This is a genomic window from Kitasatospora sp. MAA19 (assembly GCF_029894125.1).
Classification (GTDB): Bacteria; Actinomycetota; Actinomycetes; order Streptomycetales; family Streptomycetaceae; genus Kitasatospora.
Genome location: NZ_JARXYZ010000022.1, coordinates 127,018 through 141,742, shown reverse-complemented (window position 1 = coordinate 141,742; position 14,725 = coordinate 127,018). Strand labels below are relative to the sequence as shown.

The following is a 14,725-nucleotide window of genomic DNA, read 5'->3' as shown; positions in this document are numbered from 1 at the left end:
CGCACTGCGCAACGTGCTGGCCCACAAGGGCCGACTGCTGATGACGGCACTCGCCGTCATGCTCGGCACCGCCTTCGTCGCCGGGACCATGGTCTACACCGACACCTTCGGCAACGCGCTCAGGTCCCAGAACTCCAAGAGCTACACCGACATCGCCGTCACGGTCAGCGACCGCAACGCCGTCAGCCGGGGCTACGACCACGGCGGCAGGACCGCCTCCGGCCCGGCCCTGACCGAGGAGACCCGCAAGGCGGTCGCGGCGCTGCCCGGCGCCGCCGAGGCGCGCGGCGTGGTCAGCGGCTTCGCCGGCATCGCCGACCGGAAGGGCGCGCTGATCGGCGACGGCTTCTCCACCACCGGCACCAACTACGTACCGGGCGCCGACGGCACCGACGCACGCTACCCGCTGGTCGAGGGGCGCGGCCCGCGGACCTCGGGCGAGGTGGCGCTGGACGCCAAGACCGCCGAGAAGGGCGGCTACCGGGTCGGCGACACCGTCCGGGTGGCCGTCAACGGCCCGGTGATGGAGCTCAAGCTCACCGGTACCCTGCACGCCAACGACCCGCGCGTGATCTCCGGCGGTTCGCTCGCGGCCTTCGACACCGCCACCGCCCAGCAGCTCTACCTGAGCCCGGGCCGCTTCGCCGAGCTGGACGTCAAGGGCAAGCCGGGCGCCGACGACACCGCCCTGCTCGCCGCCGTCCGGCAGGCCCTCCCGCAGGGCGGTGACATCGAGGCCAGGACCGGCCGCGAGCTCGCCGACGAGCAGGACCGGATGATCGCCGAGGGCACCAAGGTCATGAGCACGGTGCTGCTGGGCTTCGCCGCGATCGCGCTGTTCGTCGGGATCTTCATCATCGCCAACACCTTCACCATGCTGGTCGCCCAGCGCACCAAGGAACTCGCCCTGCTGCGCGCCGTCGGCGCCAGCCGCAAGCAGATCACCCGCTCGGTGCTGATCGAGGCTCTGCTGCTCGGCCTGACCGCCTCGGTGGCCGGGCTGCTCGCCGGCATCGGCATCGCGGCCGGGCTGCAGTCCCTGTTGAACGGCCCGATGGACGCCAACCTGCCGGACGGCCCGCTGGTGATCAGCCCCTCCACGATCATCGCCTCGCTCCTGGTCGGCGTGCTGGTGACGGTGCTGGCCGCCTGGCTGCCCGCCCGCAAGGCCTCCCGGATCGCCCCGGTGGCCGCGATGAGCTCCACCGAGCAGCCCGCCACCCAGAAGAGCCTGCTGGTCCGCAACACGATCGGCCTGCTGTTCGGCCTGGCCGGCGCGGGCGCGCTGGCGGCGGGTGCGGGCGGCAAGGAGGCCAAGCTGGTCGGCCTCGGCGCGGGCGCACTGATGATCGGCGTGTTCGTGCTCACCCCGCTGCTGTCCCGGCCGCTGATCGCCCTGTTCGCCCCGCTGCTGCGCCGGCTGTACGGCACGCCCGGCAAGCTGGCCCAGGAGAACGCGATCCGCAACCCGCGCCGGACGGCGGCCACCGCCTCGGCGCTGACCATCGGCGTCACCCTGATCACCGCGCTGACCGTGGTCGGCGCCTCGGTGAACAAGGCCGTCGAGGAGGCGACCACGAGCGACCTCAAGGCCGACTACACGGTCGCCATGCAGAACTTCTCGATGCTCTCCCCCGAGGTCGCCGGCCAGATCGCCAAGGCACCCGGTGTCAGCGCGATGAGCGTGATGCGCAGCGTACCGGTGACGACCGGCGCGGACGGCTCCGACAACGAGTGGCTGACGGCGGTCGACGCCGCGGCCATCGACCAGCTGGCCACCGTCAAGGTCAAGGACGGTTCCGCGGACGCCCTCAGGCAGGGCCGGCTGATGGTGAGTTCGGGCACCGCCGAGCGCAACGGCTACAAGGTCGGCGACACCCTCGCCGTCACCTACCCGGACGGCACCAAGGGCTCGCTCACCATCGGCGCCGTGCTGGAGGCCAACACCGCGCTGGCGGGCATCGTCGCCCCGGACACCGTGGTCGGCCCGCACGCGCTGCCCGGCTCCGGCCTGCAGAAGATCCTGGTGAAGGGCGCCAACGGCGCGGACGAGAAGCTGAAGCAGGCGCTGCGCGACGCGACCGGCGGTAACCCGCTGATCGCGGTCAAGGGCGAGAAGGACATCAAGGCGGAGACCCGCCGGATGGTCACCGACGTCCTGAACGTCATGTACGGGCTGCTCGGCATGTCCGTGGTGGTCGCGGTGCTCGGTGTGGTCAACACCATGGCGATGTCGGTGTTCGAGCGGCGCCGGGAGATCGGCATGCTGCGGGCGATCGGCCTGGACCGGGTCGGCATCCGCCGGATGGTCCGGCTGGAGTCGCTGCTGATCGCGCTGTTCGGCGGCGTGGTCGGGGTCGGGCTCGGGGTCCTGGTGGCCTGGGCGGGCAACCACGCGATCGCGGACTCGTTCAAGAACATGACCACCGTGGTGCCGCCGCTGCAGATCGTCGGCTTCCTGGTCGCGGCCGCGGTGATCGGCCTGCTGGCCGCCCTCTGGCCGGCCCACCGGGCCGCCCGGATGGACATCCTGGGCGCGATCAAGAGCGAGTAGTCCCACCCGGAATACGCCTGGGGCCCCGGACGATCGGCGATCGTCCGGGGCCCCGCGCGTGTCCGGTCCCACTGCGGGACGGACCGTCGGTGGTGCGTACAAGGATGCGTCCGCCTACGACACCGCCCCGTCCGGCGGGTGCCGGGCGGGGCGGTGCGGAGGGCGAACGGGCCGGTCAGGCGGCCGGCTTGGGCGCGAGGGGCTTCACCTTGCGGCCGAGCAGGCCGAAGAAGACGGCGAGGGTCGGCAGCAGGTAGAGCAGCCAGACCACCAGCTGCAGCACGGTCGGGTCCGGCTGGAAGTTGAACACGCCCTTGAGCAGGGTGCCGTACCAGCTGTCCTTGGGGATGGTGCTGCTGATGTCGAAGGCCACGCTGTGCAGCCCGGGCAGCCAGCCGGCCTCCTGCAGGTCGTGCACGCCGTAGGCGAGCACGCCGGCCGCGACGACCACCAGCATCGCGCCGGTCCAGGTGAAGAACTTGGCCAGGTTGATCTTCAACGCGCCGCGGTAGAACAGCCAGCCGAGCACCACCGAGGTGAGCAGGCCGAGCGCGGCGCCGATCAGCGGGTTGTAGCCGTCGTTCGTGGCCTGCACCGCCGACCAGATGAACAGCGCGGTCTCCAGGCCCTCGCGGCCGACCGCCAGGAAGGCGGTGACCACCAGGGCCGTGGTGCCCATGGCGATGGCCGCGTCCAGCTTGCCGTGCAGCTCGGTCTTCAGGTGCCGGGCGGTACGGCGCATCCAGAACACCATCCAGGTGACCAGCCCGACCGAGATGATCGACAGCGAGCCGCCCAGCGCCTCCTGGGCCTCGAAGGTGAGCTGCGAGGAGCCGAACTGGAGCACGGCGCCGAAGGCCATGCTGAGTACGACGGCCGAGGCGACGCCGATCCAGACCGGCGGCAGCTTGTCCGTGCGGCCGGTCTTGACCAGATAGGCGATCAGGATGCAGACGACCAGGCTGGCTTCGAGGCCTTCGCGCAGGCCGATCAGGTAGTTGCCGAACACGCGGGCTCCTGGGGGGTCGAGGTGGTACGGGGGGAAAGCGGTCGGGGCGTCAGCCGAACAGGGCCTGGCCCCACCACTCCCCCGGCTTGCGGACGCCCGCCGGACAGGCGAAGTGGGCGGAGCCGACGTGCTGGATGTACTCGTTGAGCTTGTCGCTGGCCGCGAGCCGCTGCTGGAGCGGCACGAAGGCCTTGCGGGTGTCCCGCTGGTAGGCGAGGAAGAACAGGCCGGCGTCCAGGCGGCCGAGGCCGTCGGTGCCGTCGGTGAAGGAGAAGCCGCGGCGCAGGATCATCAGGCCGTTGTTGGCGTCCGGGTGGGCCAGGGCGACGTGCGAGTCGGCGGGCATCGCCTTGAGGTCCGGCGCGTCGTGCTCCTTGGCCTTGCCGTACGGGGCGCCCTCGCCCTTGGTGCGGCCGAAGGTGTCCTCCTGGTCCTTGAGCGAGGCGCGGTCCCAGGTCTCGACGTGCATCCGGATCCGCCGGGCGACCAGGTAGGAACCGCCGGTCATCCACTCGGGGCCGTCGCCGGGGGCGGCCCAGACGTGCTCGGCCAGCCCGGCGGCGTCGGTGCCCGCGATGTTGTGGGTGCCGTCCTTGAAACCCATCAGGTTGCGCGGGGTCTGGGCGTCCGGGGTGGTGGAGGAGGTCTTGCCGAAGCCGAGCTGGGACCAGCGGATGTTGACGGTGCCCATGCCGATCCGGGCCAGGTTGCGGATCGCGTGCACGGCGACCTGCGGGTCGTCGGCGCAGGCCTGGACGCAGATGTCGCCGCCGCTGCGCAGCGGGTCGAGCTTGTCGCCCTTGAAGGTCGGCAGGTCGATCAGGGCCTCGGGTCGCTTGGTCCGGAGGCCGAAGCGGTCGACGGGCTGACCGTCCGGTCCGGCCTTCTCGAACAGGGTGGGGCCGAAGCCGATGGTGAGCGTGAGCCGGGAGGCGGGCAGGCCGAGGGCCTCGCCGGTGTCGTCCGGCGGCGCCTCGGGCAGGCCGTTGGCGGCGCCGGTGCCGACCTCGCGGCCGCCGGTCATCGCGGCGGCGGCCTTGGTCCACTCCTTGAGCATCTTGACCAGCGACTCGCGGGTGGCCTTCTCGGAGACGTCGAAGGCGGCGAAGTGCAGGCGGTCCTGGACCGGGGTGGCTATGCCGGACTGGTTCTCGCCGTAGAAGGGCACGTCCGCGCCGGTCTGGGCGGCCGGTGCCGGGTCGGCGTCGTCCTGCCGGGTGGCCGCGGCGACCGAGCCGACGGCGGCGGCGCCGAGCGCGACGCCCGCGCCGGCCCAGCCGATCACGGCCCGTCGGCTGACGGCGCCCCCGGACGCACTCGGCGTCCTGGGCTGTTGCGCGGTGTCGACGGCCTGGGCGTTCTCGACGGCCTGGGCGTTCTCGGCGTCCATCGGCGGCGGATCCTTCTCTGTGCTGACTCGCCGATGCCGTGGCGGCCGCTTCGGGCCGCCACGGCGTCGGTGGGGTGGGGATGGTGCTCGGGGTGGAACCTGGGGCGCTACTTGACGACGACGGCGGCGGCCAGCTTCGACAGCGGCTCGCCCAGCGAGTTGACGGCGTCGGAGAAGGTCTTGCGCTCGGCCTCGGTGACCTTGTCGTACGAGGTGTAGGTGCCGTCGGCCTGCTTGTACTTGGCGAGCAGGGCCTGGATGGCGGCGAACTCGGAGTCCAGCGTCTTGGCCAGCTCCGGGTCCTTCTCGGCGGCGACCGGCTTCAGCAGCTCGTAGGCCTTCTGCGCACCCTCGACGTTGGCCTGGAAGTCGGCCAGGTCGGTGTGGCTGTAACGGTCCTCCTCGCCGGTGATCTTGTTGGTGGCGACCTCGTCCAGCAGTTCCTTGGCGCCGTTGGCCATGCTGGTCGCGGTGATCTCGGCCTCGGGGATCTTCTTCTGCCAGTCCTTGAGGTCGTTGACCAGCTGGTCGGCGAGCTTCTTCTCGTCGTCACCGATCTTGGCGTCGGCCCAGAGCGACTTCTCCAGCTTGTGCCAGCCGGTCCACTGCTGGCCGGCCTCCAGCTTGTCCTCGCGGGTGTCGGTCTTGGGGTCGACGTCGCCGAAGCTCTCGGCGACCGGCTCGGTGCGCTCCCAGCCGGTGCGCGACGGCGCGTACAGCGACTTGGCCTTCTCCACGTCGCCGGCCTTGATCGCGGCGGCGAAGGCCTCGACGGCCGGGATGGTGGCGTCGGCCTGCTGCTGGGCGTACGTGCGGTACGCGTCGACGGCGGCGGCCAGGCGCGGGTCGGCGGCGGCGGAGCTGCCGCCCTCGCCGGTCACGGTGATCTTCTGACGGATGCCGTCGCCGACCATGCCGGGCTTGCAGGCGATCTCGTACGAGCCGGCCTTGATCTCGGCGTTGATGGTGGCCTTGGTGCCGGGGCCGATGTTCTCGCGCTCGGTGACGATCTTGTCGCCGGCGGCGTAGACGTAGACCTCGGTGGTCTTCGAGCCCTTGTTGCCGATGTCCAGGACGACGTGGCCGGCCGGGAAGCTGGTCTTGGAGACCTCGCAGGCGGTGTCGGTGGCGTTGATCTTGACCGCGTCCGAGCCGCCCGCCTTGTCGTCCTTCTTCTCCGCACAGCCGGCCAGGGTGGCGGTCGCCACGGCGAGGGTGAGCAGCGCGGCTGCGGTGGAACGGCGGCGGGCGGACATGCGGGCTCCAACGGAAAAGGGCATGGGGGTGCCGGGGCAGGGCTGAGCGCCGGTGGGGCGACGAACGACGACCCCGCCTTAGCTAAGGCATACCTTACGTAAAAAGTTATTTACGTCTACACCCGCCCCCCAACCGGAAGCGAACCGCCCGCCCGCAGCGGCCCCTGGAAACCGCCGGCCCGATCGGGGCCCGTCAGCGCCCGGGCGCCCGGCGGGCGGCCGCGCGGGCCGTCCACCGGCCCTCGTGGCGGCTGATCCGGATCGGGTGGCCGAAGGTCAGGCTGATCAGCTCGGTGGTCATCACCTCGGCCACCGGTCCGGCCGCCACGCACTGGCCGTCCCGCAGCAGCAGGGCGTGGGTGGTGCTCTCCGGCAGCTCCTCCAGGTGGTGGGTGACCAGCACGCTGGCCAGCTCCGGATGCTGGTGGCGCAGCAGGTCCAGGCTGTCCAGCAGCAGCTCGCGGGCCGTCAGGTCCAGCCCGGTCGCGGGCTCGTCGAGCAGCAGCAGCCGGGGGCTCGGCATCAGCGCGCGGGCGATCAGGGCCCGGCCGCGCTCGCCCTGCGACAGGGTGGTCCACGGGGACTCGGCGATCGCGGTCATGCCGAGCGTCTCGATCAGCTGCTCGGCCCGATCCAGCACCTCGGGGCCGGGCTTGCGGTGCAGCTCCGGCTCGATGGTGTTGGCGTGCCCCGTCAGCACCACCTCGCGCACCGTCAGCGGCGAGCGCAGCGGGTGCCGGGGGTTGACGTGCCCGAGATGGGCGCGCAGCTCGCGGATGTCCACCCGGCCGAGCCGGCGGCCGAGCACGTCCACCTCGCCCCGGGTGGGGTGGGAGACCGCGCCCAGCAGGGCGAGCAGGGTGGACTTGCCCGCCCCGTTGGGCCCGAGCAGCGCCCAGTGCTCGCCCGGCTCGATGGCGAGGGTGATCCCGCGCAGCAGGTGGCGGCCGTCGCGCACGACGTCGACGTCCTGGGTGCGCAGCAGCGGGCCGTCGAAGGACGGGACGGACGAGCTCATGGGGGCGGACCTCCGGAATGCGGCGCCGGGCAGGGTACAGGGCGTGGCGCCGTACCGGACGGGCCGGCGCCGACCGTCCGCGTGCAGAGTACAACCACCGCTCCGCACCGGGCCGGGCCGTCCGAGGAGTGGACGGCCCAGAACCCTGCTGTGCGGCGGGAGTTGAGGAGATGATCGGAGGCGTCGACGGGGTCGAGGGGAGAACCGAGGCCGACGGACGGGGAAGCGGGCGGGGAAGCGGACGGGGAAACCGGCGGGGAAGCGTCGGAGCGTGACGGGTTGCCAGCTTCTGATCACTTTTGATTTGAGCAGGACACAACTTGGCAAAGATATGACCTTTCCTCTAGCTCCACCTGACTGATCGCCATCAATCTCAGTCCCAGCTCTTTTCCCTGCAGCTACCCCGACTGGAGTCAGAGTGAGCCCCACCTCCTCCTCCCGCCGCCCCCTCGCGGTCGGAGCCATCGCGGTCGTCGCCGCGCTCGTCAGCGTCGTCGTCCCCACCGGTACGGCCTCCGCCGCCACCGGCACGCGCGAGGCCGCGATAGCCCAGGCCCGCGCCAACGTCACCCGCAACGCCGGGGTGTTCGGCTTCGGCGCCGGCCAGGACCTCGTGGTCAAGGACGTCGTCCTCGACGCCGACGGCACCCAGCACGTCCGCTTCGACCGCACCTACCAGGGCCTCCCGGTGGTCGGCGGCGACCTGGTCGTCCACCAGGACGCCCGCGGCCGGCTCAAGGACTCCTCCCGCGCGGCCGCCCACGACGCCGCCGTCACGTCCACCGTCCCGAAGGTGCCCGCGCAGGCCGGCGCCGCCAACGCGATCGCGGCCGCGCCGGGCGTCCAGGACGCCACCAGCACGCCCGAGCTGGTCGTCTGGGCCGCCGACGGCACGCCCCGGCTCGCCTGGCGGACGACCGTCGAGGGCAGCGGCGAGCACGGCCAGCCGGCCGGCAAGGTGGTCGTCACGGACGCCACCACCGGCGAGCAGATCGAGACCTACGACGCCGAGCACCAGGCCGCCGGCACCGGCCACTCCGAGTACACCGGCGACATCACGATCGACACCACCGCCCAGAGCGGCGGCTACACCCTCAAGGACCCGGTCCGCGGCCACGTCACCAAGGACGCCAACAACGTCGCGGCGAGCGCGCTCAAGGCGACCTCCGGCACCCCGTTCACCAGCACCACCAACGTCTGGGGCGACGGGAAGAAGTTCTCCACCGACCGCTCCACCGCCGCCGTCGACGCCCACGCCAACACCGCCTGGACGTTCGACTACTACAAGAACACCTTCGGCCGGAACGGCATCAAGAACGACGGCAAGGGCGCCACCGTCTTCGTCCACGTCGGCACCAACTGGGACAACGCCCAGTGGTCGGACAGCTGCTTCTGCATGATGACCGGCGACGGCGACGGCAGCACCGACCCGGAGCAGGTCGACCTCGACACCATGGGCCACGAGATGACCCACGGCGTCACCAGCGCCACCGCCAACCTGCGCTACAGCGGCGAGTCCGGCGGCCTCAACGAGTCCACCAGCGACATCTTCGGCACCATGGTCGAGTGGTACGCCAACAACCCGGTCGACACCGGCGACTACCTCTTCAGCGACCAGTCCACCCCGCCGTGGCTGCGCCGCTTCGACAAGCCCTCCCTGGACGGCCGGTCGGCGGACTGCTGGAGCAGCTCGGTCGGCAAGCTCGACGTGCACAACTCCTCGGGCGTCGGCAACCACTGGTTCTACCTGGCCAGCGAGGGCAGCGGCAGCAAGACCATCAACGGCTTCACCTACAACAGCCCCACCTGCAACAACTCCACGGTGACCGGCATCGGCAACCAGAAGATCGCCAAGATCTGGTACCGCGCGCTGACCGTCTACATGACCTCCACCACGAACTACAAGGGCGCCCGCACCGCTTCCCTCAGTGCCGCCAAGGACCTCTACGGCCTCAACAGCACCGAGTACAAGGCCGTCGCGGCGGCCTGGAGCGGCGTCAACGTCAACTGACGCACCGTCAGGCGGTGAACCCGACGTGGACGTGGTCGTGGTGGGTGTCGTCGGTGAAGAACTGACTGCCGACGCCCGGGATCGCCACCGGACCGCCCACGTTGTACGAACCGGCGGCGGCCGCGTCCCGCATGAAGGACTCGACCAACTGCCGGGGCGTCGCCGGGTCCACCACCGCCCGGCCGTCGATCCGCCAGACGTCGAAGGCCCGGCCCCGCGGATGGTCGCTGGGCCGGGTCGTGCCGAAGACGTCCAACGGATGGCCGGTCCGCACCACGCTCACCGAGAGCGTGTACGGGCCGGCCAGCCGGAGCATCGCCTGCACCACGCTGTCGTGCACGGTGCCGCTGCGCAGGTCGGCGGCCGCCTCGGGCGGCAGCTCGATCCTCGGCTGGGCCAGCACCTGCGCCACCCCCGGGGAGGGCGTGGCGGTGGCCGGCCCCGGGTCTCCCGGGTTCAGGCCGGTGACGGTCCAGCGCGGCTCGGCCCGGCTCAGCCGGACGTCCACCGTCGTGCCGCCCTCCGCGATCGAGCCGTCGGACCCGCGGGTCCACTGCCGGCAGACCACCAGCACGCTCGCCGAGTCCGCGAGGATCCCGCCGTACTGGGCGTCGATCACCTCCAGGCTCGCCTCGAACACCGCCGGGGTCAGCGGCCCGGCCTGGTCCGCCAGCGCGGGCGGCAGGCCGAGCGCCGCCACCCTGGCCCGGGCCGCCTCCGCGCCCTGCCCGGCGGGCGGCCAGGCGCCGAGCGCAGCGACCAGCTCGACGGCGCGGCGCTTGACGTCGGGCTGCACCTCGGACGGGCCGGGCTGCCAGAGCGGGGGCTGCGGCAAGGGGGATGCCGCTGGCGTCGCCGGTGGCGTCTGCCCGGACGTCCCCGTCGTGGGCTGCCGGGTGCCCGAACTCGCCGACGCCACCGGCTTCCCGGCGCCGCCCGCACAACCCGCCGCGCCCAGCAGGAGCGCGGCCGCACCCGCCCTCAGCACACCGCGCCGACCCGTACCCCGTCCACCGTCTGTGCTCGTCACGCGGCCAGTATGCGGCCGGGGCACGCGCGGCGGGCGGACACCGCCACGGGTGTCAGCCCAGCCGGCGGATCGGCTCGCCGGCCAGGAAGGCCGCGATGTCCTCCACCGCCTCGCCGTAGTAGCGGCGGTAGTTGTCCCGCGACACGTACCCCAGGTGCGGGGTGGCCAGCAGCCGGGGCGCGGTGCGCAGCGGGTGGTCGGCGGGCAGCGGCTCGACGTCGAAGACGTCCACGGCCGCGCCCGCGATCCGGCCTTCGGTGAGCGCGGCCAGCAACGCGTCCTGGTCGACGATCGCCGCCCGGGAGGTGTTCACCAGGTAGGCCTCGGGCTTCATCAGGGCGAGTTCGGCCGGGCCGAGCAGCCCCCGGGTGCGCTCGCCCAGCGCGAGGTGGATCGAGACGAAGTCGCTGCCGCTCAGCAGTTCCTCCTTGGTGGCCGCCCGACGCACGCCGACCTCGGCGGCCCGCTCGTCCGTGAGGTTCCGGCTCCAGGCCACCACGTCCATGCCGAAGGCCAGTCCGACCCGGGCGACCAGGCTGCCGATCTTCCCCAGCCCCAGCAGCCCGAGCACCCGGCCGTGCAGATCGGCGCCGACGGTGCTCTGCCAGGGGCCGCCCTCGCGCACCGCCGTGCTCTCCGGCACGATGCCGCGGGCCAGGCCGAGCAGCAGCGCCCAGGTCAGCTCGACCGGCGGGGTGGAGGAGCTGGCCGTCCCGCAGACGGTCACGCCGTGCGCCTCGGCGGCCGCGTAGTCGATCACCGAGTTCCGCATGCCGGAGGCGATCAGCAGCCGGAGCCTCGGCAGCCGGGCGAACACCGAGGCCGGGAACGGCACCCGCTCGCGCAGGGTCACCACGATGTCGAAGTCGACCAGCGCGGCGGCGAGTTCGTCCTCCGAGCCGAGGTGCTCACGGAAGGCCGTCACCGCCACCCGGTCGGCGACCGGGGACCAGTCGACGACGCTGGTGGCGACGCCCTGGAAGTCGTCGAGGACGGCGCAGCGAAGTGTCCGAAGTGTCATACCCGCACTCTCGCAGTCCCCCCTCGGTGCACGGCACCCGGGGGAAGAGCAGCGGGTATGGCGATGACACCGGGACCAGCGGTCCGGGCCGTGGCAGCGGAACGGTCAGGGCGTGACGGGCTGCGAGCGGCCCGCCGTCCCGAAGGTCCCCGGGGCGACGGCCAGGCCGAGCAGACAGCCCGCCAGCAGGCCGGCGCCGTGGTTGTTCTCCATCGCGCACAGCACCAGCGCGGCCGCCGGGACGAGCAGCACGAACCAGTTGGCCTTGAATGCGGGGCCTCGGAGGTCCCCGCGCAGCAGGCAGGTGACGGCCAGGGCGCCGAGCAGACCGCAGACCGCCACGGAGTCGCCGCCACCGCGCGGCGACCAGCCGGCCAGGCTCACCACATGCGCGAGGACACCGCTGACGAGGAAGACCGCCAGGGTCCGCCACCACCCGAGGACCGCCTCGGCGACGGCACCGACCACGAGCAGCGCCGGCAGGTTCATCGCGATCTGCCCGAGGCCCGAGGACTGCACCAGCAGCGCGGTACCGGCCCGCCACCACTGCCCGTCGGACAGCGCACCCGGCTGCCGCATCAGATCGTCGACCACGGCGGGCACCGCGTACTGCAGGACGGCCAGCACCGCCATCACGGCGAACAGCGTGACCGTGACCCAGGGCCGCCGTGCCAGGGCGGCGCGGACGACGGCCAGCACCTCCCCCGGCCGGCCGGCGGCTGCGGAGCCGCCGGCCGGTCCGACGGCCAGCACCAGCAACCGCAGCCCCGAGCCGACCACGGCGGCCGCGCTCGCGTACAACCCGATCTCATGCGGCGACATCGCCGATCCCCCGTTCGAACACGCCCGGGGCGACCCGCCCCGTTGACCTGGCTCATCATCCCGATCCGGCCGGATCCCGCGCCAGTGCGGACGATCATGAACCAGGCGTGACAGTCGTCACTGCCGCGGCATGACGGCGGGAACCGCCGCCGGACAAGCCCTACGGGCGCTCCGGGGCGCGCAGGCCGTAGCCGTCCTCGGTCCGTTCGATCCACGACGGCTCGCCGAGCTTGAAGGTCAGGACGGCCATCGGCACCCGCAACTCGCGCGGGTCCGGCCAGCAGCCCCAGACCCGCTCGATGATGTCCAGCGGGTCGTGCACCCCCTCACCCAGCTCGATCAGGGCGCGCAGCACCCGGGCGTCCTGGCGGGTGAGGTGGACCTCGCGGCCGTCCACGGTGGCGATCCGGGTGTCCGGGTCGAGCAGGAGACGACCGTCGAGCGCGGTGAGCGAGCCCTGCGGCTCCTCGACGATGCCCTCCCAGTCCATGCCGGGCAGCCTACCGAGCGGCGCCCGACTGCAGCCAGGCCGCGTGGGCACCCCCGTGGGCGGTCAGGCCCGCATCAGCGGCGCCAGCAGGGCCTCCGCCGAGGCCGTCCGGGCGTAGAGCACCGAGCGCCCGGCGCGGTGGGCGCTGACCAGCCGGGCGTCCCGCAGCGCCGTCAGGTACTGGGAGACGGCCGAGGGCGACAGCCCGGTGCGGTGGGCGAGTTCGGTGGTGGAGGCCGGGGCTGCGAGCTCGGTCAGCAGCAGGGTCCGGGAGCGGCCGAGGACCGCGGCGAGCGCGGCCGTGCCGGTGGCCGGGGCGGCGCCGGCGGCCCACAGGGTACCGATCCCCCGGGCGGGGTAGGCGAGTTGCGGCGGGTCCGGCGGGGCGAGCCGGCTGAACAGCGCCGGGCCGGTGAAGGCGGACGGGATCAGCAGCAGGCCCGCCCCCGCCGTCCGGCGCGACAGCGGGCGGGACCGGCGGCGCAGCCGCAGGGTGTCCTCCGTCCAGCACAGTTCGGCGTGCAGGTCGTTCAGGGCCCGGGCCGCGCCGTGCTCGGCGACCTGACGGGCCCGGTGCAGCACGTCCGCGTCCAGGACGGCGCGGATCCGCGCCCAGTACGGCGCGAGCGCGAGATCCCAGTACGCCTCGATCGCCTCGGTGAGCCGGGCCAGGCCGGCCGCCGGGTCGGCGTACAGGGCGCGCAGCCGGGGGCCGAGCCGGCCCTGGCCGTCCCGCATCCGGTCGAGGTCGCGGCGCACCCGCTCGGCCGGGGTGGCCCGGATCGCGGCCAGTTCGCCCGCCAGGGTGGGCGCGGGCCCGGCCGGGGCGGGGTTGACGAAGTCGGGCACGTAGCCGGCGGGCGGGACGAGTTCGGCCAGCCAGCCGTGGGCCGGCCCGGCGGCGGCCAGCCGGGGCCGGACCTGTTCCACCCAGGGCTGGTGGACGGCGTGCGCGAGCCCCGAATGCAGCAGGCGCAGGCTCGGGCCCACCTCCCACATCGGCGAGACCGCGAAGCGCATCCGCGCCAGGTCGCCCGCCGTGAACAGCAGCTCCGCCGCCAACTCCGCCCCCGTGGATTCACACATGTCCGAATCGTTGGCGGTCAGGGTAGTGCAGTGGCGATCATGACGGGCATGACCTCCCACACCACCGCCCCGTCCGAACCCGCCGCCTCCCCCGTCACCGCCGCCGCCTCCGGCAGTTGGACGCTCGGTGACCGCGCCGTCCACCGGATCGGCTTCGGCGCGATGCGCCTGCCGCAGACCGGCCGGGCGCTCGTCCCGCACGCCGTGCCGCGCGACCGCGAGCAGGCCGTCCGCGTCCTGCGGCGCGCCGTCGAGCTGGGCGTCAACCACATCGACACCGCCGCCTTCTACTTCTCCCCGCTGCGCTCCGCCAACGAGCTGATCAACCGGGCACTCGCGCCGTACGCCTACGACCTGGTGATCGCCACCAAGGTCGGCCCCGGCCGGGGGCTCGACGGCGCGTGGGTGGAGCATGCCCGCACCCCGGAGCAGCTGCGCGGCCAGGTCGAGGAGAACCTGCGCCAACTCGGCCGCGATCACCTCGACCTGGTGAACCTGCGGATCGTCGGCACCGACTCGATCGCCGAACGCTTCGGTGCCCTGGCCGAGTTGCGCCAGGCCGGGCTGATCCGCGAGCTCGGCGTCTCCAACATCCACCCGCACCAGCTCGCCGAGGCGCAGGCCATCGCACCCGTCCGCTGCGTGCAGAACCCGTACGGCATCGGCGCCTCGCCGGAGCAGGACGCCCTCCTGCGGCTCTGCGGCGAACAGGGCATCGCCTTCGTCCCGTTCTACGCGATCGCCGGGGCCGGGCGGGAGTCCGGCACGGGCGAGACCGAGCCCGCCCAGGTACGGGCGGTGGCGCAGGCGCGCGGGGTCAGCCCGGCCCAGGTCCGGCTGGCCTGGACCCTGCACCGGGGCCCGCACGTCCTGGCCATCCCCGGCACCGGCGACCTGGCGCACCTGGAGGACAACATCGCCGCCGGGGCGCTGCACCTCGCACCGGAGGAGCTGGCGCAGCTGGACGAGGCCCACGCGGGCTGATCCGGAACCGGGCCGGGCCGCGACGGCGTCGCTCCGGGAGGAGCCCGTGATCGC

Annotated in this window: 12 protein-coding genes; 3 read left to right on the top strand and 9 right to left on the bottom strand. The window is 73.0% G+C overall.

The genetic code is table 11. From position 1 onward, the window contains the following. On the top strand, positions 1–2,554 hold a 2,554-nt coding region (locus P3T27_RS28245; RefSeq protein WP_280683424.1), incomplete at its 5' end, for an FtsX-like permease family protein. Positions 2,555–2,729: 175 nt separating this feature from the next. Here P3T27_RS28245 and efeU read toward each other — a convergent pair. From efeU to P3T27_RS28225, 4 genes are all read right to left on the bottom strand, one after another. Beyond that, positions 2,730–3,563, bottom strand: coding sequence for an iron uptake transporter permease EfeU (efeU, locus tag P3T27_RS28240; RefSeq protein WP_280683422.1), 834 nt, complete (start codon positions 3,561–3,563; stop codon positions 2,730–2,732). Positions 3,564–3,612: 49 nt separating this feature from the next. Further along, positions 3,613–4,953, bottom strand: a complete 1,341-nt coding sequence (efeB, locus tag P3T27_RS28235; RefSeq protein WP_280683420.1) for an iron uptake transporter deferrochelatase/peroxidase subunit — start codon at positions 4,951–4,953, stop codon at positions 3,613–3,615. Positions 4,954–5,060: 107 nt separating this feature from the next. After that, positions 5,061–6,209: an iron uptake system protein EfeO gene (gene efeO / locus P3T27_RS28230; RefSeq protein ID WP_280683418.1), complete on the bottom strand. Its 1,149-nt coding sequence runs from the start codon at positions 6,207–6,209 to the stop codon at positions 5,061–5,063. A 193-nt stretch (positions 6,210–6,402) separates the two neighbouring features. Continuing rightward, complete coding sequence (locus P3T27_RS28225; protein ID WP_280683417.1) at positions 6,403–7,227, bottom strand: ATP-binding cassette domain-containing protein; 825 nt, start codon at positions 7,225–7,227, stop codon at positions 6,403–6,405. 418 nt (positions 7,228–7,645) lie between these two features. Here P3T27_RS28225 and P3T27_RS28220 point away from each other — a divergent pair, with 418 nt between their 5' ends. Further along, entirely contained in the window at positions 7,646–9,238 is a 1,593-nt protein-coding gene (locus P3T27_RS28220; protein ID WP_280683415.1) for a M4 family metallopeptidase, read from the top strand. A gap of 7 nt (positions 9,239–9,245) precedes the next feature. Here the strand turns inward: P3T27_RS28220 and P3T27_RS28215 are convergent, their stop codons facing one another. From P3T27_RS28215 to P3T27_RS28195, 5 genes are all read right to left on the bottom strand, one after another. Continuing rightward, on the bottom strand, positions 9,246–10,073 hold the full coding sequence (locus P3T27_RS28215; protein WP_280683413.1) for a hypothetical protein: 828 nt from the start codon (positions 10,071–10,073) through the stop codon (positions 9,246–9,248). A 247-nt stretch (positions 10,074–10,320) separates the two neighbouring features. Continuing rightward, positions 10,321–11,289, bottom strand: a complete 969-nt coding sequence (locus P3T27_RS28210; RefSeq protein ID WP_280683411.1) for a D-2-hydroxyacid dehydrogenase family protein — start codon at positions 11,287–11,289, stop codon at positions 10,321–10,323. Between the two features lie 105 nt (positions 11,290–11,394). Next, positions 11,395–12,111 carry a rhomboid family intramembrane serine protease gene (locus tag P3T27_RS28205; protein ID WP_280683409.1) on the bottom strand — a complete coding sequence of 239 codons (717 nt, stop codon included), beginning with the start codon at positions 12,109–12,111 and terminating at the stop codon, positions 11,395–11,397. Positions 12,112–12,271: 160 nt separating this feature from the next. Next, positions 12,272–12,601 carry a hypothetical protein gene (locus tag P3T27_RS28200; RefSeq protein ID WP_280683407.1) on the bottom strand — a complete coding sequence of 110 codons (330 nt, stop codon included), beginning with the start codon at positions 12,599–12,601 and terminating at the stop codon, positions 12,272–12,274. A gap of 63 nt (positions 12,602–12,664) precedes the next feature. Further along, entirely contained in the window at positions 12,665–13,687 is a 1,023-nt protein-coding gene (locus tag P3T27_RS28195; protein ID WP_280683404.1) for a DUF5937 family protein, read from the bottom strand. A 48-nt stretch (positions 13,688–13,735) separates the two neighbouring features. Between P3T27_RS28195 and P3T27_RS28190 the strand changes: the two genes are divergently transcribed. Further along, on the top strand, positions 13,736–14,671 hold the full coding sequence (locus tag P3T27_RS28190) for an aldo/keto reductase (RefSeq protein WP_280683402.1): 936 nt from the start codon (positions 13,736–13,738) through the stop codon (positions 14,669–14,671). Positions 14,672–14,725: the final 54 nt, after the last annotated feature.

Bases quoted from the DNA above. Each gene is read 5' to 3' on its own strand.
- efeB (WP_280683420.1), bottom strand. From the start codon at position 4,953: ATGGACGCCGAGAACGCCCAGGCCGTCGAGAACGCCCAGGCCGTCGAC.
- efeO (WP_280683418.1), bottom strand. From the start codon at position 6,209: ATGTCCGCCCGCCGCCGTTCCACCGCAGCCGCGCTGCTCACCCTCGCC.
- P3T27_RS28225 (WP_280683417.1), bottom strand. From the start codon at position 7,227: ATGAGCTCGTCCGTCCCGTCCTTCGACGGCCCGCTGCTGCGCACCCAG.
- P3T27_RS28210 (WP_280683411.1), bottom strand. From the start codon at position 11,289: ATGACACTTCGGACACTTCGCTGCGCCGTCCTCGACGACTTCCAGGGC.
- P3T27_RS28205 (WP_280683409.1), bottom strand. From the start codon at position 12,111: ATGTCGCCGCATGAGATCGGGTTGTACGCGAGCGCGGCCGCCGTGGTC.
- P3T27_RS28200 (WP_280683407.1), bottom strand. From the start codon at position 12,601: ATGGACTGGGAGGGCATCGTCGAGGAGCCGCAGGGCTCGCTCACCGCG.
- P3T27_RS28195 (WP_280683404.1), bottom strand. From the start codon at position 13,687: ATGTGTGAATCCACGGGGGCGGAGTTGGCGGCGGAGCTGCTGTTCACG.
- P3T27_RS28190 (WP_280683402.1), top strand. From the start codon at position 13,736: ATGACCTCCCACACCACCGCCCCGTCCGAACCCGCCGCCTCCCCCGTC.